General features: G+C 60.3%; 23 protein-coding genes. 9 read left to right on the top strand and 14 right to left on the bottom strand.

Features of this window, described 5'->3' with window-relative positions; translation table 11 throughout:
- Positions 1-124: 124 nt before the first annotated feature.
- Positions 125-910 carry an SDR family oxidoreductase gene (locus K3G63_RS14285; RefSeq protein ID WP_220614761.1) on the bottom strand — a complete coding sequence of 262 codons (786 nt, stop codon included), beginning with the start codon at positions 908-910 and terminating at the stop codon, positions 125-127.
- Positions 911-1,281: 371 nt separating this feature from the next.
- On the opposite strand from K3G63_RS14285, the gene K3G63_RS14280 reads away from it, so the two are divergent.
- Entirely contained in the window at positions 1,282-3,678 is a 2,397-nt protein-coding gene (locus tag K3G63_RS14280; RefSeq protein WP_220614760.1) for a M4 family metallopeptidase, read from the top strand.
- 126 nt (positions 3,679-3,804) lie between these two features.
- On the opposite strand, the gene K3G63_RS14275 is transcribed toward K3G63_RS14280, so the two are convergent.
- On the bottom strand, positions 3,805-4,554 hold the full coding sequence (locus K3G63_RS14275) for a hypothetical protein (protein WP_220614759.1): 750 nt from the start codon (positions 4,552-4,554) through the stop codon (positions 3,805-3,807).
- A gap of 76 nt (positions 4,555-4,630) precedes the next feature.
- Entirely contained in the window at positions 4,631-5,353 is a 723-nt protein-coding gene (locus tag K3G63_RS14270; protein WP_220614758.1) for a hypothetical protein, read from the bottom strand.
- A 173-nt stretch (positions 5,354-5,526) separates the two neighbouring features.
- Here K3G63_RS14270 and K3G63_RS14265 point away from each other — a divergent pair, with 173 nt between their 5' ends.
- Positions 5,527-6,402 (top strand): alpha/beta hydrolase, encoded by an 876-nt coding sequence (locus tag K3G63_RS14265; protein ID WP_220614757.1) that lies wholly within the window; start codon positions 5,527-5,529, stop codon positions 6,400-6,402.
- A 7-nt stretch (positions 6,403-6,409) separates the two neighbouring features.
- Here K3G63_RS14265 and K3G63_RS14260 read toward each other — a convergent pair whose 3' ends face one another.
- A complete protein-coding gene (locus tag K3G63_RS14260) occupies positions 6,410-6,901 on the bottom strand; it encodes a methylated-DNA--[protein]-cysteine S-methyltransferase (protein WP_220614756.1) in 492 nt (163 codons plus the stop codon).
- Positions 6,902-7,150: 249 nt separating this feature from the next.
- On the opposite strand from K3G63_RS14260, the gene K3G63_RS14255 reads away from it, so the two are divergent.
- Positions 7,151-8,788, top strand: coding sequence for a PA14 domain-containing protein (locus K3G63_RS14255; protein ID WP_220614755.1), 1,638 nt, complete (start codon positions 7,151-7,153; stop codon positions 8,786-8,788).
- 99 nt (positions 8,789-8,887) lie between these two features.
- Here the strand turns inward: K3G63_RS14255 and K3G63_RS14250 are convergent, their stop codons facing one another.
- Genes K3G63_RS14250 through K3G63_RS14240 form a run of 3 tightly spaced genes read right to left on the bottom strand, consistent with a single transcriptional unit; the run spans position 8,888 to position 11,830 of the window.
- Positions 8,888-9,604, bottom strand: coding sequence for a phospholipase D-like domain-containing protein (locus tag K3G63_RS14250; protein ID WP_220614754.1), 717 nt, complete (start codon positions 9,602-9,604; stop codon positions 8,888-8,890).
- 11 nt (positions 9,605-9,615) lie between these two features.
- On the bottom strand, positions 9,616-10,815 hold the full coding sequence (locus K3G63_RS14245) for an amine oxidase (RefSeq protein ID WP_220614753.1): 1,200 nt from the start codon (positions 10,813-10,815) through the stop codon (positions 9,616-9,618).
- Positions 10,816-10,870: 55 nt separating this feature from the next.
- The gene (locus K3G63_RS14240; protein WP_259404446.1) at positions 10,871-11,830 is read right to left on the bottom strand and encodes a cation diffusion facilitator family transporter; all 960 of its coding nucleotides are present in this window, start codon (positions 11,828-11,830) and stop codon (positions 10,871-10,873) included.
- A gap of 435 nt (positions 11,831-12,265) precedes the next feature.
- On the opposite strand from K3G63_RS14240, the gene K3G63_RS14235 reads away from it, so the two are divergent.
- On the top strand, positions 12,266-13,675 hold the full coding sequence (locus K3G63_RS14235; RefSeq protein WP_220614752.1) for an APC family permease: 1,410 nt from the start codon (positions 12,266-12,268) through the stop codon (positions 13,673-13,675).
- A gap of 74 nt (positions 13,676-13,749) precedes the next feature.
- Here K3G63_RS14235 and K3G63_RS14230 read toward each other — a convergent pair whose 3' ends face one another.
- The 6 genes from K3G63_RS14230 to rocD all read right to left on the bottom strand — a co-directional run bounded on the left by K3G63_RS14230 (position 13,750) and on the right by rocD (position 18,660).
- Entirely contained in the window at positions 13,750-14,274 is a 525-nt protein-coding gene (locus tag K3G63_RS14230) for a hypothetical protein (RefSeq protein WP_220614751.1), read from the bottom strand.
- 87 nt (positions 14,275-14,361) lie between these two features.
- On the bottom strand, positions 14,362-14,877 hold the full coding sequence (locus tag K3G63_RS14225) for a GNAT family N-acetyltransferase (RefSeq protein ID WP_220614750.1): 516 nt from the start codon (positions 14,875-14,877) through the stop codon (positions 14,362-14,364).
- Between the two features lie 175 nt (positions 14,878-15,052).
- On the bottom strand, positions 15,053-16,045 hold the full coding sequence (gene hemB / locus K3G63_RS14220) for a porphobilinogen synthase (RefSeq protein ID WP_220614749.1): 993 nt from the start codon (positions 16,043-16,045) through the stop codon (positions 15,053-15,055).
- Between the two features lie 146 nt (positions 16,046-16,191).
- Positions 16,192-16,746, bottom strand: coding sequence for a hypothetical protein (locus K3G63_RS14215; RefSeq protein WP_220614748.1), 555 nt, complete (start codon positions 16,744-16,746; stop codon positions 16,192-16,194).
- Between the two features lie 170 nt (positions 16,747-16,916).
- The gene (locus tag K3G63_RS14210) at positions 16,917-17,135 is read right to left on the bottom strand and encodes a hypothetical protein (RefSeq protein ID WP_220614747.1); all 219 of its coding nucleotides are present in this window, start codon (positions 17,133-17,135) and stop codon (positions 16,917-16,919) included.
- 256 nt (positions 17,136-17,391) lie between these two features.
- On the bottom strand, positions 17,392-18,660 hold the full coding sequence (rocD, locus tag K3G63_RS14205) for an ornithine--oxo-acid transaminase (RefSeq protein ID WP_220614746.1): 1,269 nt from the start codon (positions 18,658-18,660) through the stop codon (positions 17,392-17,394).
- Between the two features lie 214 nt (positions 18,661-18,874).
- On the opposite strand from rocD, the gene K3G63_RS14200 reads away from it, so the two are divergent.
- Positions 18,875-19,777, top strand: coding sequence for an LEA type 2 family protein (locus K3G63_RS14200; RefSeq protein WP_220614745.1), 903 nt, complete (start codon positions 18,875-18,877; stop codon positions 19,775-19,777).
- A gap of 13 nt (positions 19,778-19,790) precedes the next feature.
- Here K3G63_RS14200 and K3G63_RS14195 read toward each other — a convergent pair whose 3' ends face one another.
- Positions 19,791-20,261: a hypothetical protein gene (locus tag K3G63_RS14195; protein WP_220614744.1), complete on the bottom strand. Its 471-nt coding sequence runs from the start codon at positions 20,259-20,261 to the stop codon at positions 19,791-19,793.
- Between the two features lie 133 nt (positions 20,262-20,394).
- Here K3G63_RS14195 and K3G63_RS14190 point away from each other — a divergent pair, with 133 nt between their 5' ends.
- From K3G63_RS14190 to rpmG, 4 genes are all read left to right on the top strand, one after another.
- Complete coding sequence (locus tag K3G63_RS14190; protein ID WP_310794590.1) at positions 20,395-20,580, top strand: DUF5522 domain-containing protein; 186 nt, start codon at positions 20,395-20,397, stop codon at positions 20,578-20,580.
- 96 nt (positions 20,581-20,676) lie between these two features.
- Positions 20,677-20,916 (top strand): 50S ribosomal protein L28, encoded by a 240-nt coding sequence (rpmB, locus tag K3G63_RS14185; protein ID WP_220614743.1) that lies wholly within the window; start codon positions 20,677-20,679, stop codon positions 20,914-20,916.
- Between the two features lie 238 nt (positions 20,917-21,154).
- Positions 21,155-22,804 (top strand): aminopeptidase P family protein, encoded by a 1,650-nt coding sequence (locus K3G63_RS14180; protein WP_220614742.1) that lies wholly within the window; start codon positions 21,155-21,157, stop codon positions 22,802-22,804.
- Positions 22,805-22,995: 191 nt separating this feature from the next.
- The gene (gene rpmG, locus K3G63_RS14175) at positions 22,996-23,178 is read left to right on the top strand and encodes a 50S ribosomal protein L33 (protein ID WP_045689232.1); all 183 of its coding nucleotides are present in this window, start codon (positions 22,996-22,998) and stop codon (positions 23,176-23,178) included.
- Position 23,179 lies beyond the last annotated feature (1 nt).

Below are 23,179 nucleotides of genomic sequence, written 5' to 3'. Positions count from 1 at the left end.
TTTCTGGGCGGCGTATTACCCCCTCCAGATCTACCAAGCCCTTACCCTCAGCCTGGGGGTAAGGGCTTGTCAGTTTACCAAGCCTCTGCCATAATGAGAAAGGCCCATCTAGCAGGTAACTACGCTAGAAAGCATTCACGGAGAAGCCTCCATCCACACTCAGGGTCTGGCCGGTGATGTAGGCAGCGGCCGGCAAACACAGAAAGGCTACGGCAGCAGCCACCTCTTCCGGCTCCCCAATGCGGCGCATGGGCGTGCGGCTCAGCACCTCGTTCAGGTACGCTTCGTTCCCGAGGACCCCGGCGGCCAGCGGCGTATGAATGTACCACGGCGCCACGCAGTTAACCCGGATGTTCAGGCTAGCCCACTCCACCGCCAGGTTGCGCGTAAGCTGCACCAGCGCCGCCTTCGTCATGCCGTACACGGCCCCCGTGCGCACGTGCGCCAGTCCCGCCACCGACGAGATATTGACCATGCTACCCCCACCGGCCGCCGCAAGCAGCGGCTGCACCCCGCGGCTCAGCTCCCAGGCCGAGTCGAGGTTGGTGGCCAGAATGTGACGGTATTCTTCCTCGGAATACTCCAGGGTAGGCTTGCGGATGTTGGTGCCCACGTTATTCACCAGAATATGCAGCTGGGGCCACCGCTCCGCTACTTGGGCCAGCAGCTGCGCCCGACCGGCAGCAGTGCTCAGGTCGGCCGGGAGGGCGTGGGCGTTCAGGCCCTGCTGTTGCCAGCTGGCCACCTGTTGCTCCAGGTCGGAGGCGGTGCGCGCTACGGCTACCACCGTCGCGCCCAGGGCTAACAACTCGGCCGCTACGGCGGCCCCAATGCCTTTCGAGGCTCCGGTTACCAGGGCAGTTTGTCCAGTTAAGGTCCAGCGGTTAGCTATGGAAGATGAAGTTTGCATGAAGGCGTTCTTGGAATGTTTAAAATTTTGTGCTGCACAACAGGCTAGCTGCGCGCAAAGGTGACAGTAGAAGACCCCAGATCAATGCACCATAAGGCATGAAGTAAATAGTTTGTAAAGCGTATAGTTCTTGATGATTTCACTATGGATCCGGTTTTATCTAAGAAAGTTATCAAATACGTGAGGCTAATATTAAAAAATATTTAATTTGCTTCCCTCTTCCTTGCCATCCTTCCTAGTGTTGGCATAGAAGCTATAGTTCTATTCCCTCCACAACCAACTCACACAGTATGATCAACAAATACTCTGCGGCAACGCTGTTGCTGCTCAGCGGCTTGTAGTCCACTACCCTGGCTCAGGACCTCTCGCGGGTGCAGAGCAAGGCCCTCCACGACAATGGTACCCCCTACCTCGTGCAGTTCCGCGCGGGTATGGCCTACAAGCTCAGCGAAGCCGGCAAAGCCCTCCGCGAGCAGCTGCAGCTTACTTCCGACGACCAGCTGGTGCCATCGAAAACGGCCACCGACGACCTCGGTTACGTGCACGAAAAGTACCAGCAGTTTTACAAAGGCATCCGGGTAGAGCACGCCGAGTATACGGTGCACGCCAAGCAGGGCGACGTAACCAGCATCAGCGGGCAGTTAGAGCGCCTTGCCGCTCTAAATACTACCCCCGCCTTGGATGCCAAAGCCGCCCTGGAGCGGGCTCTGGCCTTCGTGGGAGCTAAGAAGTACATGTGGGCGGATGCTCGTGAGGAAGCCGGCCTGAAAGCCGAACTCAACAGCCCCACCGCTACTTATAAGCCCCAGGGGGAGCTGGTGATTGTGCGCAATCTGCGCTCCGGCAACCCGCTGAAAGCCGGCAAGCCCACGCTGGCCTGGAAGTTCAATGTGTATGCCCAGCAGCCTCTGAGCCGCGCCTACATTTACGTAGATGCGGCCTCGGGTGAGATAGTACTGCAAGATGCCATTATTAAGCACGCGGCGGCCACGGCCACGTTTGCCACCGCCTACAGCGGCACCCGCACCCTGGCCAACGAAACCGTAGTGGCCGGACAGTACCGCCTACGCGAGTACACCCGCGGCCTGGGCATTGAAACCTACAACGCCAAAAAAGGCAGCAGCTACACCGCCGCCGTTGATTTCACCGATGCCGACAACACTTGGACCGAGTACAACAACGCCAACTTCGACAACGTAGCCGGCGACGCCCACTTCGGGGCCCAGGCCACCTACGACTACTGGAAGCTGGTGCACGGCCGCAACTCCTACGATAACGCCGGCGCCAAAATCAAGAGCTACGTGCACTTCGATGACACCCCCGGCGACGGCGTGGGGTTCGAGAATGCCTACTGGAACGGCTCGGTGATGACCTACGGCGACGGGGCGACCCGCTTCCGCCCCCTGACGGCCCTGGACGTGTGCGGCCACGAAATCGGCCATGCCGTGTGCGAAAAAACCGCCAACCTAACCTATCAGAACGAGTCGGGGGCGCTGAACGAGGGCTTCTCCGACATCTGGGGCGCTGCTATTGAGCAGTACACGGCCGCCAAGCTAGGCCTGACCAAATCTACCTGGCTCATTGGCGAAGACATCGACAAGCAGCAGCCCGGCCTGCGCTCCATGAGCGACCCGAACTCCCAAGGCCAGCCCGATACCTACAAAGGCACCTACTGGCGCGCCACCACTACCTCACCTACTTCCTCTAACGACTACGGCGGAGTGCACACCAACTCGGGCGTACTCAACCACTGGTTCTACATTCTGTCGGTGGGCAAGAGCGGCACCAACGACATTGGTAGCGCCTACTCCGTAACGGGCATTGGCATTGATGACGCCGCCAAAATTGCCTACCGCGCCGAAAGCGTGTACCTGACGGCTTCGGCTACTTATGCCAGCGCCCGCACGGCCACCGTTCAGGCCGCCACCGACCTGTACGGCGCTAGCTCACCCCAGGTAACTGCCGTTACAAATGCGTGGTACGCCGTGGGGGTAGGTGCCGCAGCCGGTGGGGGCACTACCACGCCACCGCCCACCACGGTTTCCTACTGCGCTTCCAAAGGCACCAGCGTGGCCTATGAGTGGATTGACTACGTGAAGCTGGGCACCCTTGCCCGCACCTCCGCCGCCGATGGTGGCTACTACAACGGTACTGCCACCTCTACCTCTATTGCAGCAGGCTCTTCCCAAACTATCAGCTTCTCGGCCGGCTTTGCTTCCACGGCTTACACCGAGTACTGGAAAGTATACATCGACTACAACCAGAACGGCGTGTTCACCGATGCCGGCGAACTGGTGGTATCAGGTTCCTCTGCCAGTACCGGCACGCTTTCGGGAACCTTCACGGTGCCTGCTACGGCGAAATCGGGCAATACTCGTCTGCGCGTGATTATGAGCGACGCCTCGGCTACCACCAGCTGCAACAGCTACAGCTACGGCGAAACGGAGGACTACACGGTAAGCATCAGCGGCGGTACGCTGGCCGCTCCGGAGGTTGCCTCGCTCACGGCCAACACCTCGGCCCTGAGCACCGCCCTTGAAAAAGCCGTAGTCGTGTACCCCAACCCGGCCGCCGATGTGCTCCACATTGCTCTGGCCAGTAAAGCAGAGGTAGTGTCGGCCGTTGTAACAGACCTGCGCGGAGCCCGCGTAGCTAATGCCCGCTTCCAAAATGGCGTCCTCAACGTAAGCGGCTTGGCCAAAGGTAGTTACCTGCTTACCGTCAGCGACGGGCAGAAGAGCTTCCACGAGCGTTTCGTGAAAGAGTAACCGAAGGCGCATAGCAGCATTGCGTGCAGGGCCCACCAACTGGTGGGCCCTGTTTGGTTACTCTGGCAGCAGCCCAGCAAAAAGCCCCGCCTGTTATAGGCGGGGCTTTTTGTTAGTATAGAGTTGTTACCGGCGCCAGGGAGCGTATTCCAGCTTTAGCTCCAGCTGCCCGTAGCCATCGTTGCGGGAAGAAGTGGAGCGGCCACTGGCGGGGCTGATGTCGTCGAGCTGATCAGTGGTAGTAAAGGAGTAGGTACCCTCAATGGAGGCGTTGAGCTGGGAGGTAAGCCGCAGGGTAATGCCCGCCCCGATGGGCGCCACCAAGGCCGTGGCCGGGTAGTCGTTACGCTCCGAGCCCAAGAAGGCGGTGTTGTCGTCGGGACGCATAGTCCCGTTGTAGGCTTTGGGGCTGTAGATCAGGAAGCCCGCCCCGGCTTTCAGGTAGGGCTTCACCAGGGCCGCCGGCCGACGCGGGTCGGCGTAGGCGCCCTCATCGCGCAGGGGCTCGAAGCGCAGGAACGCCACGGCCGCGCCGTTGCGGCCCCGGAACGCCAGGTTGCGCTCGGGTAGCTGGTCTTTTGCGCCCAACTGAATGTAAGAAGCCTCGCCTCCTACCAGCCAGTGGGGCCGCACTTTGTAGAGCACCCCGGCGCTGAGGCTGGGCCCCACAAACTGCTCGCCCAGGCCACTGGTTAGGTCGCCGCTGTACAAGCCGGCGCCTGCCCCTAGCGTTAACCGAACCGGCCCGCGGTAGTAGGGGCGGGCGTTACCATCGTAGTGGCGGCGGCGGCGTTCGGGGCCATCCTGGGCAGTGACGTGCTGCACGGTAGTGGCCGTCAGCAGCAATAGGGCAGGCAAAAGCGGACGAATAGGCACGGGCGTAGACAGTAGGTGAGCCCCCGGCATACGCGCTCCGGAGGAATGTCGTTGTCTAACGTGCCGTGGCGCTGCTTTATTTGAACTTGCCCTGCGGATCGGGCTGGTGAGTTAACAGATCGGAAATCAAATCAAAGTCAATGGAGGTAAGGCTGGCGCTCTGCCCCTTATGCACGGCGGCCCAGGCCTGGTCGTACTTCTCCTGGTAGTAGTACCCGCGGCCCAGCTGCTGCCAAGCCACGGCATTCGTGGCATCCTGGGTGGTAGCTTTTTCCAGCAGCTCGATGCCGGTGGTCAGATCCTTTTTCTTTTTGCTTTGCCCGTACCGGATCAGGTAGCTGGTGCCCAGGTCGCTGAGTAGCAAGGTGTTGTCAGGAGCTAGCGCCAAGCCGCGGGTCAGCAAGTCAATAGCCTGCTCAGGCGAAGTGCCCCGGCTGGCCACAATACCCAGGCCCCGGTAGGCGTCAGGGTTGGCGGGGTCCAGCACCCAGGCCAGGTTAAAGCGGTACGTAGCCGTATCTGCCTGGCTTTCGGCCAGGTACTCGTAGCCTTTGGTGCTGAAAAACCGGCTGGCTTCGGCCCGGGAGGCAAAGCTACCGGCCACGTTAGTCAGAAAGGGAGCTCCCACTAACTGCTCGGCCTGGGCGGGGCTAAGGCCCCCGAATAGGGGCTGGAGCCGGCGGGTAGTCAGAGGTATGTCGGTGGCAGCGGAAGCCGGAGCTTTGCTTTTGCGCTGGGCTTGGACCGGCGCCGCGCTCCAAAGAAGTAGGGCGGCGGCCAGCAGAAGGGTAGGTTTCATAGAAGGCTAACGAACAGAAACAGCGAAAAGTGAGCCGCTGGGAACAGTCAAAGATAAAACGCCGCGGAACACGAATGGCAACCTCCTTGGCATCCGGCCGTTGGCCTGGTCGGCCCCCCCGCAATCCGGCCGCTGGCCGGGATGCGTACCTGTTCCCGGCCTTCACTGCCTCTATGCACACATTCTTCCTGCGGATTCTGCCCGCTACCTTGGCCGGCCTGCTGCTGGCTCTGGCTTCCGAATACGCCGTCGCCCGCCCCAGCCGCCGCACCGCCGGCTTAGCCTACGTGCCCGCCACCGACTCGGCCTATAGCCCCGAGCGCCACCGCCTTGATGTGTACGCGCCCAAAGCGGCGGGGCCTGGCCTACGGCCCGTGGTGGTATTTATTCATGGTGGCAGCTGGAACAGCGGCAATAAGAATTTCTACTCCTTTATTGGTCGGCGGCTGGCTAAGCAGGGCGTAGTAGCCGTAGTGATTAACTACCGCCTGGCCCCGCAGGTGCGTGTGCCGCAGATGGCCGATGACTGCGCCCGGGCCGTACACTGGACCGCAGCCCACATCCGGCAGTACGGCGGCGACCCGCAGCGGCTGTTCGTGATGGGGCACTCGGCCGGAGCCGGCTTGGCCGCCCTGCTCACGGCCGACGACCGGTTGTTTACGCGGCGGGGGCTGACCGAAAATCCCATCAAGGGAGCCATCCTCGATGATCCGGCCGGGCTGGATATGCTGGAGTATCTCCAGAAGCTGCAGTACCCCGGCGACGAGCAGTACCTGGTTCCGTTCGGGCGGCAGCCCCAGGTGTGGCGCGAGGTGTCGGCGCTCTACCACGTTACGGCCCGCACCCCGCCCTACCTGGTGTTTGTAGGCGGCGACACTTATCCGTCCATCAGCAGCAGTAGCGCCCGGTTCCGGCAGAAGCTCACGCAGCTGGGTCGCCCCCCGCAGTACCACGTGTTGCCGGGCAAACAGCATATTCCGATGGTCCTACAGCTCTACTGGCAGCACAACGTCATCTACCGGGAGCTGCTGACGTTTGTGGGGGCCTAGCCCGAGGTTAGCCGAACAACGACGCCTGCACCACCGGCCGCTCGAACTCCAGCAGCCACCGTTTCCGGTCCAGGCCCCCGGCGTAGCCCGTCAGCTGCCCGCCGGCCCCAATGATGCGGTGACAGGGCCAGATAATAGTCAGTGGGTTCTGGCCGTTGGCCGCGCCCACGGCCCGCACGGCCGCTGGGTTGCCTAGTTGGCGGGCTAGGTCCAGGTAGGAAGCCGTGCGGCCGTAGCCCACCGAGGGCAGCGCAGCCCACACCCGACGCTGAAACTCCGTGCCCGCGCTTACGGCCAGGGGCAGGTCGAACTCCCGCAGCTCCCGCCCGAAATAGGCCCGCAGCTGCCGGTATGCTTCCCGCAGACACGAAGGCACTGTTTCCAGCGAAGTGCCCAAGGCCGCAGGGGCTGCCACAAACTGCGCGGCCTGTAAGCCGGCTTCCGTACCGCGTAGCGCTAAAGTGCCAAGAGGGGAGGGGAGGTAAGCAACAGCTTCCATTAGCAGGCAAATGAGGAAAACACAAAAATACAGTCGGGTCGGGCGGTACCTACGGGGTAAAGTTCGATATTTGTACCGCTGTGCAGAAGCGAAAATACCAGATCTGCAGTGAGATGGGGAGATACCGCCGGAAAAGGTCTATCTTAGTGGAATAGCACAAAACCGGAAACGTATAAAAACGTGGCATCGTCCGTGCCCTCGCTGTGCTGGTTTGCTTCCTTCAATTTGTTCATTCAAAGCCTCCATATAGTGCGATATCTACTAGTTTGTTCGGTAGCTTGGCTGGGGTTAGGTAGCGGCCTGCTGGTCAGTGCGGCCCCGGCGCCTGCTTCCACACCCCGGGCTTCTGCCCTTACCCATCCCGCGTTGGTCACCAAGCCGGTACAAGGGTTTGGAACGGGCCTGACGGGCTTCTACTTCACCAACGGCACGCTGGCCGGCGCCCCCGCCCTGCAGCGGCTCGATGCGGCCATTGATTTCCGCTGGGGTGTGGCTGCCCCCGCTCCTGGTGTGCCAACCGACAATTTCTCGGTGCGCTGGGAAGGGCTGCTGGCCGCACCTACCACTGGCCGCTACCGGTTTGTGGTGCAGACCACCGATGAGGTACGGCTGTGGGTAGACGGGAAGAAAGTGCTGGATACCTGGGACGGCAAGAAAGCCAATCTACTCGACCCAACGGTCAGCCTGGCCGCGGGCGAAAAAACGGCTATCCGTCTGGAGTACGCCGATGGCGGGGGAGAAGCGGGCTTGCAGCTACAGTGGGCTCCTCCCGGCCAGGCCGCTCAGCTTATTCCCATGGGCAACCTCTACCCCCTGGGCTCGCCTACTACTCCTGACCCCGCCGGCCCCCGGCCCGCGCCGGTAGCCAAAGCGGCCGTGGCACCTAAAGCCGCCACCGTAGCCAAAACCGCGGCTGCACCCAAAGCCGCTGCTGCGGCTCCTAAAGCAACTCCCGGCAAGCCGGCCCCAGCCAAGGCCGCTCCCGCGCCAGCCGCCACGGCTAAAGCTAAAGCCGCTCCGAGCCCGGAGGCCGTAGCGGCGGCCAAGGCCAAAGCCGATGAAAAAGCAGCCAAAGCAGCGGCGAAGGCCAAAGCGGCAGCCGCGGCGGCTACCCCGCCTACCCCTTTGGTGCCCGGCGTATACGTGCTCACGGCCCGCACCACGGGCGCCGCCCTGGAAATACCCGACGAGGGACGCTACGCCAGCCGAATATTGCAGCCCGATGCCAAGGCGAAATCAACCCAGTGGAAAATTGAAACGGCCGGCGACGGATTTTACCGCTTGCTGGTGCAAGGCAGCAATAAGGTGCTGGAGGTGTTGGGCAGCTCCACCTCCAATGGCGCCCCGCTCAGCCTCTGGTCGTTTTACAGCGGCAACAACCAGATCTGGCGCATTGAGGAGGTTGGCGACGGGTACTACAAGGTAATTGCCAAGCACAGCCGCAAGGCCCTCTCGGCTAAAGACTCTATTGAGGGTGGGGTGCAGCAGTGGCGCTACTCGGGCAAGGAAAACCAGCAGTGGAAGCTGACGCCCGTGGCCCCGGCCGAAGCTCCGCCCGTAGCAGCCGCCCTGAGCCTGCCCGGCGTAGGAGCCAACCATATGAGCGTGTACCCCAACCCCTCGAACGGGGTAGTACAGATGTCTTACCAGCTGAGCGAGGAAAAGCCGCTGGGCTGGGTGCTCTACAACGAGCGGGGCGTGGCCGTGCGCGTGTCAGACTACCGCAAGCAGGCCTCGGGCCCGCACCACCAGTCCCTGGACTTCACAGACCTGCCCGCCGGCGACTATAACCTCAACCTGACCGTAGGCACAGTTACTACCAAGCAGCCCCTGATACTCCGGCGGCCTTCCGCGGAGGCTACTGCTCCGCAAGGTGCTTCCCGGTAGCGCAGCGTCCTGCCGCCAAGAAAAACCGACCCGTAGTCCAGCGTGTACAGCTAGACTGCGGGTCGGTTTTTTTCTGGCGGCTGCTTAGCAGTGGAACGGCTACCCCTTGAACTCCGCCAGCGTGTCCCACAGGCGCGCAAATTCCGCGGCGAAACGGGTAACTACAGCTAGTTCCGGGGTAATAAGCAGGTTCTCCAGGTTGTAGCGCGCAGCTGAGCGGGTCCAGTTGTAACTGCCGGTAAGCACGAGGCGGTGGTCGGCTACGGCAAACTTGTGGTGCATATGGTTCTCGGTGCAGTCGGTGCGAACGGCCATGCCCGCGCCGTGGAGCTGGCGCACATCGGAGCCCCGGTCGAATAGCTTGTCGTTATCGGTGAGTAGGCGCACGCGCACGCCACGGTGGTGAGCGGCCAGTAGGGCAGACGTCAGGCGGTCATCGGCCACGGTGAACACGCACACATCCAGGGTGCGGTGGGCTGCCGCAATAAACTGCTGAATAGCCGTTACACATTCCTCGCCCGGGCTGAAGTATACCTGCGTCTGCTCGGCCACCGGTAGCGCCGCCGAGGGGGTAGGTAGCAGCACGCTGGCCGCTTCCAGCCACTCCACTACTGCCTTGTCCTTGAAGGTGTTGAACCGTTCCTTAGCCAGGTTGAATACCGCCTGCCGCAGCCGCCCTACGTCGCCACCGTGCTGGGTGAACGCCGCCAGCCGGTCGCGGAGCCGGCGGGCTTCGGTGGGGGAGAGGGTAACATCCGCAAAAGCCTGACGAAATTGTTCGAGCAGGTCAGTGGCGGCGATAGGGCGGCCGGGCATTGCGGATCGGGTTAGGAAAGGGAAAACAGCTCGGCCGGCTGCGGCAGCACCTGGGCCACGGCGTACTGCGCGCGGGCCAGCGCCTCCGCTGACTCCTCATGCAGTACGCGCGTGAGGCCGGGGGCGGGCTGGGTAAGGTCGGCATCCCAGAGGCCAGCGCGGTGCCAGGGCGTGAGGTGGTCCCAGTCGGGGCGGTCGACGATGGGGTAGAGGCACACGCCCAGCAGCGGAACACCGGCTTTGATGGCGCGCACGGCCTCATGGGCTATCATTTTCAGCCAGAGGGGGCGGTCCTGGCCAGGGTGGCTGGTTTCGGTAAGCACCACCGGCCGGCCGTAGCGGCGGTAGGCCTGCTTCAGCAAGTGGCTCAGGGGCCGGAAACGGGGGTCGTGGTCGTCGTTGGCCCAGGGCAGAATGTGGTGCGGATCCAGCTGCCACTGGTTGTCGTAGTAAAAGTTGAAGCCCAGCAAATCCAGGTACTCAGGCCGCCCGCCCAGGTCGGGACACAGGCGCCCGGCCAGCATATCCACGCTCTGGAACTGGTTGTTATGAAACTCCTTGGCCCGGCGCGTTTCGGCCGGTCCGGCTCCGTGGCGCGGTACAATGTTAATTAGGGGCTCAGTGGTCAGAATCCGAATGCCGGGGTCGGCCTCGCGCAGGGCGGCCACTCCCTCAATGTAGGCTCGCATCAGGCCGCGCTTCACTTCCCAGCCCTGGCCTACGCAGTAGGGCGAGGTGCCGCGCACATCACCGCCCAGCCAACTCATGAAGCTTACCTCATTGATGGGCGTTACAATCAGTACGTCGTCGGGGCGCTGGCTGCGGTAGAACTCCACGAAGGCCCGGCACAGGTGGGCAAAGCGCCGCGCAAACATGGGGTGCAGCGGCGTCAGGTCATCGGGGTACCCGAAGTGGCACAGGTCCCAGATCTGCTGGATGCCCTGGCGCCGACCAGCATCGAGCAGCACCTGCACCGTGCTCCAGTCGTAGTGGTAGGGTGTGCGCTCCACCTGGCTCCAGCGGATACCTTCGCGCACGGTGCTCATGTTGAAAGACTGTACGGCTTGGTAATCGTCTTCAAGGAGCTGCAGGTGCCCCGTAAGAGTCAGGAAATCAACGCGGTTGCCAAAGGCATTCTGTTGGTCGGTGCATTCAAAGCCCGCCATCCAGAATGATTGAAAGGGAGAGGTAGCGAAGAAGTTTTTTGTCATAGCGCAGGAATAAATGGACAAGAGCAGCCTGGCCGGAGCCAGGCTGAGAACAGGCTTAGATCTGGGGCGAAGTAGGGTCCGGGGCGAGCGGGTTTCGTTGCTTACCAGACAGGCCCTTCGCCTCAATGAAGATGCGTTTGAATTCCGGGTGGTTGGCCCGGATGGTATCTTGAAGCTCGTCTACGGTTTTTTCGACTTCAATGGCGGAAAGATGGTCGTGAAACTCCACATCCAGGGCCAGTACTACGTCCTGGGGGCCCAGGTACATGGTCAGGGGGCGGCGTACCTGCTCTACCCCGCGCTGCTGGCGGGCCAGGGCTTCCAGGGCATCCAGGGTTTCTTCCTCTACTCCTTGGCCCACTAGCAAGCCCTTGGTCTTGTAAATCAGAAAGATGGCCACCGATACGAGCAGAAGGCCAATGCAGATGGAGGCCCCGCCGTCGAAATACGGGTTGTCGAGCATGTGGCCGAAATACACCCCGCCTAGGGCAATAACCAGGCCCAGCAAGGCAGCCAGGTCTTCCATCAGAATAGCGAAAACCGAGGGGTCTTTGCTGCGCCCTAGTGTTGCCCAGAAACCCGCGTCGCCGCGGCTTTTGTTGAACTCACGAAAAGCCAGAAAGAAGGAAATGCCCTCAAATACCAGCGAGAGGCCTAGCACCACGTAGTTCCAGGTAGGGTCGGTGATGGGAGCGGGGTGCTTCAGGTGCTCTACTCCTTCATAAAACGACATGCCGCCGCCCACCGAGAAAACCAGAATGGCCACAATCAGGGACCAGAAATACAGCTCCTTGCTGCGGCCGAAGGGGTAGCGGGCGTCAGCAGGCTTTTCCGCCTGGTGCACCCCAAACAAAATCAGCAGCCCGTTGCCGCTATCCACGAGGGAGTGGATGCCCTCCGAGAGCATGGCCGAGCTACCCGTGAAAAAAGCCGCTACAAACTTGCTGATGGCAATGGCGACGTTGGCTCCGATGGCACCGTAAATAGCTATTTTGGAAGAGGAGTGTGATGCCATACGAAGGATATGAGGCGGTCGGTAGGAAGTAGAAGCGGTGAGGGGTGTAAGCCGCACCAAGCCGGTATCAGACCTGTTTTAGGCCCCTTAGTACCGCCCCGGTAGCTGCGAAGATGCGTTTATTTCCGATGTCTGCTACCCCCGGCCGGCCGGCAAACCCAGCCAACAACAAGCCCGGAAGCAGGCAAAGGCAAGTGACTGACAGTGCTGCCCGGCTGCTTCTGTGGAGCTTAGCGGCCGGTGCTTGGCTGCCGCAGTAACAGGTGCGTAAGAGGCTAGCCGTGGTAGCTTGGTAGGAGCATGAACGAGTTGGTGGTACGAAGCCAGCCAAACGGAGGTTGGCTGGCTTCGGAAGTGCTGGTAGCGTACTGCCGGCCCCTCCCCCTCCTGAACATTCCGGGCTGTTGCGGCTTGTACAGCTTCAAACCGCTTTCTATGGCTCACCCTACCCCCTCAGCTTCTGGTTCTGCGCCTACCCTGCATCGGCGGCTGGGCTTACTACAAGCCACAGCCCTCAACATGATTGACATGGTAGGCATTGGGCCTTTCGTGACGCTGCCGTTGGTGATGGGGTTTATGGGGCCGAACTTCTTGCTGGCGTGGGTGGTAGGGGCAGCCCTAAGCTTGGTTGATGGCTTGATCTGGAGCGAGCTGGGCGCTGCCTACCCCGAAGCGGGCGGTTCCTACCGATTTCTGAAGCTGGCTTACGGGGAGCAGAAGTGGGGCCGCCTGATGTCGTTTCTGTACGTGTGGCAAACGTTGGTGCAAGCGCCGCTGGTAGTAGCTTCCGGGGCCATCGGGTTTGCGCAGTATTTCGGCTACCTCGTACCGCTTACCGAGTGGTGGCACCCAAAACTGGTATCGGGCACGGTGGTATTGCTGCTGCTGGCCTTGTTGTATCGGAAAATTGAGGACATCGGGCGGCTGGGCGTGCTGCTGTGGCTGGGCGTGCTGGGCCTGATGGGCTGGCTGATTCTGGGGGGCGTTACCCACGCCACGCATCCGGTAGCCTGGCTGCCGGCGGGGGGCCTAGGCGCGCTGCCTGGGGTGCTGCTCTCGGCAGCTATGGGGCAGGCTACCGTCAAAACCATCTACAGCTACCTGGGCTACTACAACGTCTGCCACTTGGGCGGCGAAGTGCAGGAGCCCCACAAGAGTATCCCGCGCAGCATTTTCCTGAGCATTCTGGGCATTATGGCCCTCTACCTGCTGCTCAACTGGAGCGTGGGCTCGGTGATACCCTGGGCTGAGGCCAGCCGTTCGGAGTTCATCGTCAGCACCTTTGTGGAGCGCATTTACGGAGCTACGGCGGCCAAAGCGGCTACGGCGCTGGTGCTGTGGGTAGCGTTTGCTTCGCTGTTTGCCGTGCTGCTGGGCTACTCGCGCATTCCGTATGCCGCCGCCGCCGATGGGGAGTTTCTGCCTGTGTTTGCCCGTACCCATCCTACCAAGCACTTTCCGCACGTATCGTTGCTGCTGCTGGGCGGGGTAGGGTTTGTGTTCAGCCTGCTCTTTAAGCTGGGCGAGGTCATCAGTGCCATTCTGGCCATGCGCATTCTGGTGCAGTTTGTAGGCCAAGCCGTGGGGCTGGTGCTCTTGCGGCGTCGGCGCGGCACGGAGGGGCTGCCCTTCCGGATGCCGCTCTACCCGCTACCCGTGCTAGTAGCCGTAGCCGTCTGGCTCTGGGTGTTTTTCAGCATTCAGGATGGAGTAAGGCTCCAGCTTACCGATGCCACTGCGGTTTTCTTGCCGTTTCAGCTGTCCGCCTTACTTATGATGGGCCTGGGGGTAGTGGTGTTCCTGCTCTGGAGCCGGCGGCTAAAGCGCTGGCCGTTTGAGAAATAAGGTCTCCGGGTTTTGCCTAGTCACTGCTAGCTGTTCTGGGCTCGCCAGCGCCATGCAGAATTCGTTTGTGCCGCTTAGCGAATCATAATGGAGCCCGGCGGTCGGCTCTGAGAACTGGTCGGGGCTTCAGCAAGCTGAATACTAATAGTTGTTTCTGCGGTTTCGGAGGTAGCTGGAGTAACTTGTAGGCGGCCAATGGCTTGAGGAGCAATACGCAGAGTTGCTATCTGCTCATCGTTAAGTGGAGTGCCATTAAGTACCACGCGAAATGGCCTCCGTACGCCATGCATTCGGCCGATTTTAGCAAACGACCTGCTGGCAACCCATCCAGTATAGCTTAACGCCAGAATGCCCGTTGATGCCAGAGTGCCTACTGAACCAGGGGTGCTACCTGGCTTATACACAACAACTTTGGTAATATCTGCCGGATTAAGCTGCGCGACAAGCCCATTGCCAATGATATGCGAGTTTATGATATACAGAGGCTCAGCAATTTTGCTCACGGTCTGCTTGTCAGAAGCAGCACCTTGCCCGTAGCTGCTGACCGAGGAAACACTTACGCCAGCCAGTACTAGCAGAGGAAGCGAGTAGGTAGGCATAGTAGAACGTGAAATAGAAGGTAGTGCTACAACTAGCTGAAAACAAGAAGGCTGTTGTTCGTTGTACTTACGGATAATCTAGCCATTCTACTCTACTACCCACTTCTCGTAGCAGAAAAACCGCAGCCCCGGCCGGAACGCCAGCGTGATTTCGCCAGCATAGCGGTAGCCTAGCTTCGGGAACAGCCGTTGGGTAGCCTGGTTTTCGGAGTTGGTATCCACGCGCAGCACCCGTAAGCCCTGTTGCCGCGCCAAGTGCTCGGCTTGCGCTAGTAAGGCGACGGCCAGCCCGTGGCCCTGGGCCGCCGGGTCCACGACTAGTCGGTGCGTAACGAGGGCAGGCTCCGCAAAATCCCAGTCGGCTTGCGCGTATTCCGCGTCCTGGTCGTTGTGGGTGAGGGCTGCCGCGGCCGCTACCTGTCCTTCCAATTCGGCTACCCACAGGTGGCCCCGGGCAATATCCTCCTGAAATACAGCCTCATTCGGATAGTCGGCGCTCCACTGCTGGTTGCCACTAGCCTGCATCAAGGGTACCACGCGGCGCACGATATGCAGAATAGCCGGAATGTCGGCAAGGGTAGCGAGACGCAAAGCAGCGGCCATAAGTGGTGGGGTAGCGTTGGAGGTGAAGAAAGAAGTAGCAAGCGCAAAGATAGGCTACAAGCTTAGGGCAGTACAGCCGTAGCCCAGCACTTGCTACCCCCTGAAAGCTAGAAAGGCGGTACTCTCGCCTTACGCCAGAATACCGCCTTTCTGAAACCAGGAAACTGCTACCCGCTTAGCCGCGCCGCAGCACCTCGGCGGCTTCTTTGGCAAAGTAGGTCAGGATGGCGTCGGCGCCGGCCCGCTTGATGCTGGTCAGCACTTCCATCATGGTTTTTTCGCCGTCGAGCCAGCCCTGCTGGGCCGCAGCCTTCACCATAGCGTACTCTCCCGACACGTTGTAAGCCGTTACGGGCAGGGTGGTGTTGTCGCGCACTTCCCGAATTACATCGAGGTAGCTCAGGGCGGGCTTAATCATTACCATGTCAGCGCCTTCCTGCTCATCGAGAGCCAGCTCGCGCAGGGCCTCGCGGCGGTTGGCATAGTTCATCTGGTACGTTTTCTTGTCGCCGCGCTTGGGGGCTGAGTCCAGGGCGTCGCGGAAGGGGCCGTAGAAGGCGGAGGCGTACTTGGCCGTGTAGCTCATAATGCTCACGTGGGCAAACGCATTGCTGTCCAGCACCTGCCGAATCCAGGCCACGCGGCCGTCCATCATGTCGCTGGGGCCAATAATGTCGGCGCCGGCGCGGGCCTGGGCCAGGGCCATCTGACCGAGCACTTCCAGGGAGGCATCGTTCAGAATCTCGCCCGACTCCGGATCTACTACCCCGTCGTGGCCGTCGGACGAGTAAGGGTCCATGGCTACGTCGGTCATCAGCACTACCTCCGGAAACTGGCGCTTAATCTCGGCTACGGTTTTGAGGTAGAGCCCTTCCGGGTTGGCCGACTCGCGCGCCAGCCGGTCCTTCAGGGCGTCGTTAATGGCCGGAAACGGCGCGAAGCTCTTGATTCCCAACTCCACGCAACGCCCAATTTCATCGATAATTCTATCGGCGCTGAAGCGGTGAATACCCGGCATGGAATGGATTTCCAACTGCTGGTTCTGGCCTTCTATCAGGAAGATGGGGTAGATAAAATCGTGGGTCGTCAGACGGGTTTCCTGCACCATGTCGCGGATAACCTGAGACTTGCGGTTGCGGCGCGGACGGTGCGTGGGCAGAATAGACATGAGCTGCTTTCAGATGGTAAGACGGGGTAGAACAACCAGAGCAAAGGTAAGGTTGCAGGTGGCAGCAGGTGGATACCGGCGAGTCGCTCGGAGCTGCTTTGCCAGTGACAAGGGCCTGCAAGCACGTCAGTAGCTCAGGTTACAGGTTACATATTGAAAAACTCCTGAAAGATTTCCAGCCACGCGTGCTGCCCTCCAATGCCCAGCACCACGAAGTAGTAACCCAGAATCACGATAACAGCCCCGACGCCCAGGCCCAGCCAGCCCCCCAGGAGAATCCCCGAGACTACCCCCGCCGCAATCAGCAACCCACCCAAAATCAGATGGAAGGTGTCGTGTCGGGCCAATTGCCGCGGCCGAGTTCGGGCGGCTACCTCCTGCCGCTGGTGCTTTCGCGCGGCTACCTGCCGGACCAGCAGCGAGGCCTTGCGCGGCAACCGGGCAGCGGCCTGAGCCGATTTTGCTACGATAGAAACGGGGGAGGGCGCCCCTAAAACGGAGGAAGCAGCAGGCTTACCAACCGCTAAGGGTGCCGTGTCCTCGGGAGAGGCAGCCACCACCTCCGGCCCAGCTTCCACTACAGAAACCTGAGTGCCGGGCTGCGCAGTTGGCCGAAACTGAAATGCTACCTTTTCGCTGCGACAACCGGTGGCCAACAGTCCTATCACCGCCCAGTAGCGGTACCATCTATGTACTTGCATGCCCCAAAATAAAGAAACCTCGCGTCGGCGAGGCTTTTCTGGGTTCAGTGGGGTAGCGGCTTTACACGCCACCGCCGCGGCCTGCACTCTTCAGAAGAGGCAAGCTGCGGCGGCGTGGTGTGTGAAAATCGGCGAAAGGGCGGCGTGCGCCAGGGAAAGTTGTTTGCTGATTAACGCTGACGGAACGCGGCGGCTTCGGCAACGGTCATCTGTACGCGGGTAGCCTGCGGCCCCTGAGAGTCGTGGAGGAGGAGCACCGTCGTGGCCGTATCAGCCGAAAAAGACATTACCGGACCAAAAGGACGAGCCTGGAAGGCAGAACGGGTAGTCTGGCAGCTAGCCATCATGGATACTACACCACACATCAGAAGCAAACGAAGAGCACGCATAACGAGTAGATTTTGAAGTAGTAATAGGTCAAAATTACAGCGTGCAGCAGCCCAGTGCTGGCTTCTTCGGCTAACCTTCGGCGCGGCCCTGCCAGTGGAGCCGTTTCGTCGGTGGGAGCTGGGTAGCGTCGGTGAACGGTCCCCAAAACAAGACCAGCGGACTGCTCGGGTAAGCAATCCGCTGGTCGGGGGCTTTGTGGTGCGTACGGGCTGCTCGAAGCGAGACGTGTACTGCGGCTAAGGGGTAGGAGCGCGGCTAAAACTCCCGGATTACCTGCTCAATGACGTCGCAAACCTCGTGGATCTGTTCCTCGGTGATGACTAGCGGGGGAGCAAACCGAATAATGTCGCCGTGAGTAGGCTTGGCCAGCACACCGCGTTCCATCAGGGTTACGCACACGTCCCAGGCCGTGCGACCATCGGGGTGGGGCTTAATAACTACGGCATTGAGCAAGCCTTTGCCACGTACTAGCTCTACCACCTCGGGGCGCTGCTGCTGCACCCGGCGCATTCGCTCCCGGAACACCTCCCCCAGCACGCGGGCGTTAGCGGTCAGCTTTTCGTCTACCAATACGTCCAGAGCGGCGCGCAGTACCACGGAGGCCAGCGGGTTGCCTCCGAACGTGGAGCCGTGCTGCCCCGGCTGAATCGTGAGCATGATTTCGTTGCGGGCCAGCACCGCCGACACGGGTAACACGCCACCGCTCAGGGCTTTGCCTAAAATCAGAATGTCGGCGTGCACTCCCTCGTAACACACGGCCAGCAGTTCGCCGGTACGGCCCAGGCCCGTTTGAATTTCATCGGCAATGAACAGCACCTTGTGGGCTTTGCAAATAGCTGCGGCCCGGGCAAGGTAGCCCTCCGATGGCACCATCACCCCGGCCTCGCCCTGAATTGGCTCCACCAGGAAGCCACACACGTGCGGGTCTTTTACGGCTTCTTCCAGAGCTTCCAAATCGTCGTAGGGCACTACCTGGTAGCCAGGATTGTAGGGTCCGAAGCCGCCGGTGGAGTCGGGGTCGGTGCTGAAGGAGATGATGCCCGTAGTGCGGCCGTGAAAGTTGTGCTCCGCCACAATAATGCGCGCCTGATTTGGGGCAATACCTTTCTCTTGGTAGCCCCACTTGCGGGCCAGCTTCAAGGCTGTTTCTACGGCTTCGGCGCCCGAGTTCATCAGCAGGGCTTTGTCGTAGTTGAACAACTCGCAGAGCTGCTTTTCGGCCAGGCCCAGCTGGTCGTTGAAGAAAGCGCGGGAGGTAAGCGTCAGCTGCTGGGCCTGCGCCGTGAGGGCCCCAATAATGCGGGGGTGGCAGTGGCCCTGGTTCACGGCCGAGTAGGCCGAGAGAAAGTCGTAGTAGTGCTTGCCTTCCACATCCCAGAGGTGCACGCCTTCGCCCCGGCTCAATACCACGGGTAGGGGGTGATAATTGTGGGCACCATACTGGTCTTCCAGCGCCATCAGCTCCTGGCTGCGGGTGGAGTGAGGTAGGGTATCGGACGTAGGCTGGGTGGGGGCAGACTGCATAGCGAAGGGTGGTTAAGGGTTGAAGTGACTTCACCTATTCCAAAACTACGGAAAAAGCCTGCAGCCGGCGGAGCGCCTACCCAGAAGCTCCTCTATAACCCTACGGACCCTTTGGGGAGTAAAGAAGAAACGCTGCTTTGCAAGCTATTGAAGCTCAACCATGTGTAGTACGTGGCGGCATCCTGATAGTCTATCCAAAGTGGCCCCTGATGCTATGGCAGCCTCTTTCGTGCGCCGTCACCCCGGCTGGACCTTCGTGCTTGTGGCCCTGCTACTCCTGCTGGTGGGAGGAGGGTGGGCTTATTTTTCTACCAACAAAGGCAAGGAGCTGTTACCAACTCTTGAAAATACTTCCCTGGCCGTGAATAACATTACGGCCTCGCGCTTGCAGGCGCAAATGAAAGCCGACCTGCGCAACCACATGCCCGTGACGTTGCAGGTAGATAGCCTGAGCTACCAAACCCGGGTAGATGGCAAGCTGCTGGCGGAAGGCCGCAAGGACAAGCCACTGGTGCTGCGTGGCAACAACGTGAGCCACCTGCAACTCCCCATGTCCGTGGATTTGAGCACCGTCAAGAATACGCTGAAAAACAGCCAGCAGGACTGCGTAGATGTGCAGATGACCATGAACCTGTATACGCGCTTACCCGTGGCGGGCCCCCAGAAGATTCCGGTGGAAATAACCAAGCGCGTATACCTGCCGAAACTGCCTAAAATTGAAGTAGCCGACGTGGATATCAAGGACCTGGGCCTGAAAAATGGTGAGGCAGTGGTCAACCTCAGGGTCACGAACTACAACCCCTTTCCCGTAACGGTGCGGCGCGTGACGTACAACTTTCGCATCAGCGACGATATGCAGGTGCAGGGCGTAGAGGAAAAGGATGTGTCGTTCCGAAAAAAAGGCACCGAGCTGATGCCCATTCACGTCAAGTTCGAGCCAAAAGGACTACCCAAGGTAGCGTTCAAAACGCTGTTTAAAGCCAAGAAAACCGACTACAAGCTCGATGGCTCGGCAGTGGTAGCGGCGGGTGAGCACAACCCCAAAGACATGACCATGCGCTTCAACAGCAGCGGCACCCTTCAGGACCTCAAGGACATTCCGAAAAAAGGCGAGTAGCACCCCCGACAGGTTAGTCTTGCAAAGCTGCCAGGCGTTCTTCCAGATCCAGAAATTTGCCCAGGTAGTTGCCCTCTTCCGCCCCATTCGGGCGCAGCAGAATCCAGTCGAGTATGGCCTCTTCTTCGAAGTCGGTGGCGCCGGCGGGGGTAGCGCGGCCATCGGCCCCGAAGCGCATAATCCGGCCAGTAATGTGGCCTGCCTGCCAGGTATCAATCAGCACTACTACCGGCTCAGGGGTTGCGGCCTCGTTGAGTACACGCGCTGTCAGGAAAAAGTTGGTGCCCGCGGGTAAGCCGCGCTGGTAGCGTTGGCGCGCCTGCGGAAGCGTCCGCCGGGCCTCTTTCAAGGGCATAGCCGGTAGCGGTTCGGGAGCGTGCGCCAGCTGCTGCACCAGCAGCGGAATGGTAGGGGCTGCGGGTTCCTGTGCCCGCAGGGGGCTAGTCAGTACCACTGCCAGAAGAAAGGGTAGAACGGCACGCATGGGGCAAAGCTAAACAGGAGCGCCGAACACGTAGCGCCGCGTACACCTAATACCACCAAGGGGGGCGGCAGGTTTTAGGAGTTGTCAGCGCGCTGGCTTTTGTATCTTGCGGCCTCATCTGCTGCTCTCTGCCGTGCCCCGTTCCGCGCCCCAACCCCTCCAGCCCGGCGACTACTACCTGACCCCGGAAGGGTATATGGTATTCACGGAACAGTACCATTTGCGCCGCGGCACCTGCTGCGGAAATGGCTGTCGGCATTGTCCCTGGCAATTCGGGAAAGCTAAAAAGAAGCCTCCGCAGACCCCGCCCGCGGGCTAACCTGCTATTTTTCAGTTAGTGGGTTTGCTTTCCTCAAAGAAATGCCGATATTTGCGTCCCTTTTTCCAGCATTGAAACCTCTAAGCTCCTGATATTATGGCCCGAGTTTGTGATCTGACCGGCAAGCGTACCCGCGTAGGCAACAACGTTTCGCACGCCAACAACAAGACCAAGCGCAAGTTCTACCCGAACCTGCAGAAGAAGCGTTTCTACATCCCTGAGCAAGACGCCTGGGTTACGCTCAAAGTTGCCGCCAGCACCATTCGCACCATCAACAAGAACGGCATCATGTCGGTCCTGAAGAAGGCCAAGGAGCAAGGCTACATCGTGTACTAGTCTACCCCACTAGTCGGACGCCATACTCCGCGTAGCGCGAAGCTTCCGTTACGCCCGCAAATCAACTATTCCTTCCGGAAGTGTTGAGTGCGGGCATAACGGAAGCTTCGCGTTGTTGTTTGCAGGTGTGCGCTGCTATTAAGGCAGTCTTGCCGGGCGCCCGCTTTTTTCGGACGCTAGAGCTGTTACACAACCGGTACTGCAACGTTAAGTGGCTGGGGTAGTCTTTCTTTGCACCATGCCGTATTCCCTACCCCTGCTTCCGAAGGCCTGTGCGCTGATGCTCCTGGCTAGTTTGCTGCTCACCGCTCCGGCCGCTCAGGCCCAGCGCGCCGCCGGCCCTGGCCGCCCCACCGACTTGCTGCCGACGGAATTCCATAAGCAGCGGCGGGATCTGCTGCGTCAGGCGCTACCGGCCGGCTCAGTAGCCGTGCTTTTCGCCGCCCCCGTCCGTAACCGGGCCAACGATGTAGATTTCGTGTATCACCAGAACCCCGATTTTTACTATCTCACGGGCTACACTGAGCCGGAGGCAGTGCTGGTACTGTTTAAAGAGCCCCAAACCATCAAAGGGCAGAGCGGCGTTACCGAGGCCCTGTTTGTGCAGCCTCGTAATGCCCAGGCTGAGCAGTGGACCGGCCGTCGCCTCGGGGCCGAAGGCGCGAAGCAGCAGCTTAAAGTGCAGTTTGTTGCCGATAATAAAGAGTTTGCAGCAGCCGGCATCAAGTGGGCGGATTTCGGGCAGATAACCTTCACGGCCCTCCTCACTGACGTGCGCGACAACCCCGAGGACGCCGCCGACTTATACAACCTAGTGGCCACCTTCCGGCAGCAGGCCGGCATCCCGACCGATTTCAATCCCGCCGTTATTGAAGTACACCAGCTTATTCAACAGCGCGGTGTTTCCGGTGCCGAGCGCCTGCAGCCTTATCTCCAGCGAATCAGTCAAACCCAGCCCGCTATTGCGCAGGATGCTTACGTGCAGGCGTACCTGGCCGCCAAAACGGAGGCCGACCGGCAAAAAGCTGTAGCCAACAAACCCGTCAGTCGTTACAATACGCAGGCCTTGGAAACAGCGCTGGCCCAGCTGCGCGAAGTAAAGACACCTGAGGAAATAGCCTTGTTGCGACGGGCCGTGCGCATCAGTGCCGTGGGCCAGCAGGAGGTTATGAAGGCTACTCGGCCGGAGATGGGCGAAATGGAACTGCAGGGCCTGCACGAGTATGTATATAAGAAATACGGGGCCGAGTTCGAGGGCTACCCCAGTATTGTAGGAGCGGGCAACAACGCCTGCATTCTGCACTACACCGAAAACGACAAGCTCCAAGTCAGGAATGACCTGCTGCTGATGGACTGCGGGGCGGAGTACCACGGCTACTCTGCCGACGTGACCCGTACCATTCCACCTTCCGGCAAGTTTAGCCCGGCCCAGCGTCAGATATACGAGCTGGTGCTGGCGGCACAGGAAGCGGGCTTCGCGGCCTGCAAACCTGGCAACGAGTTTCAGGCCCCGCACAAAGCCGCGCAAAAGGTGATTACGGATGGGCTGCTAAAGTTGGGTATCATTCAAAAGCCCGAGGAAGTACGTACCTACTTCCCTCACGGCACCAGCCACTACCTGGGCCTGGATGTGCACGACCCCGGCACCTACGGCCCGCTCCGGCCCGGTACCGTAATTACCGTGGAGCCCGGCATTTATATTCCGGAAGGCAGCCCCTGCGACAAAAAGTGGTGGAACATTGGGGTGCGCATTGAGGATGACATCCTGGTTACCCAGCAGGGCTACGAAAACCTGTCGCGGGAAGCCCCGCGCACCGTGGCGGAGGTAGAAAGCCTGATGGCCCGCCCCAGCGCCCTCGACGATTTCAGACTGCCAGAGCTGAAGTAAGGAAGCGGGATAGTTGGTAACCGGTGAAGCGGCTTCCGTGGGTGGCCATTCACCACTACCAGCCCTCATAACCAATCATCCGCAATCAGTACCCAACAACCAACTATCAGCGAACTAATTAGCCATATTCTATTTGACATTATCGAAAACCCTCGTACCTTTGCAGTCCTTAATCCCAAAACCCCGTCGAGATGGCTAAAAAAGGCAACCGGGTGCAGGTAATCCTTGAATGCACTGAGCATAAGAACTCGGGGCAGCCGGGCACCTCGCGCTACATCACCACCAAGAACCGTAAGAACACTCCTGAGCGCATCGAGCTGAAGAAGTTCAACCCCGTGCTCAAGAAGATGACCGTTCACAAGGAAATCAAGTAAC

The sequence above is a fragment of the Hymenobacter sp. HSC-4F20 genome (genome assembly GCF_019599275.1).
Classification (GTDB): Bacteria; Bacteroidota; Bacteroidia; order Cytophagales; family Hymenobacteraceae; genus Hymenobacter.
The sequence above is the reverse complement of the archived record's forward strand: the minus strand, read 5'-3'. Positions and strand labels throughout refer to the sequence as shown.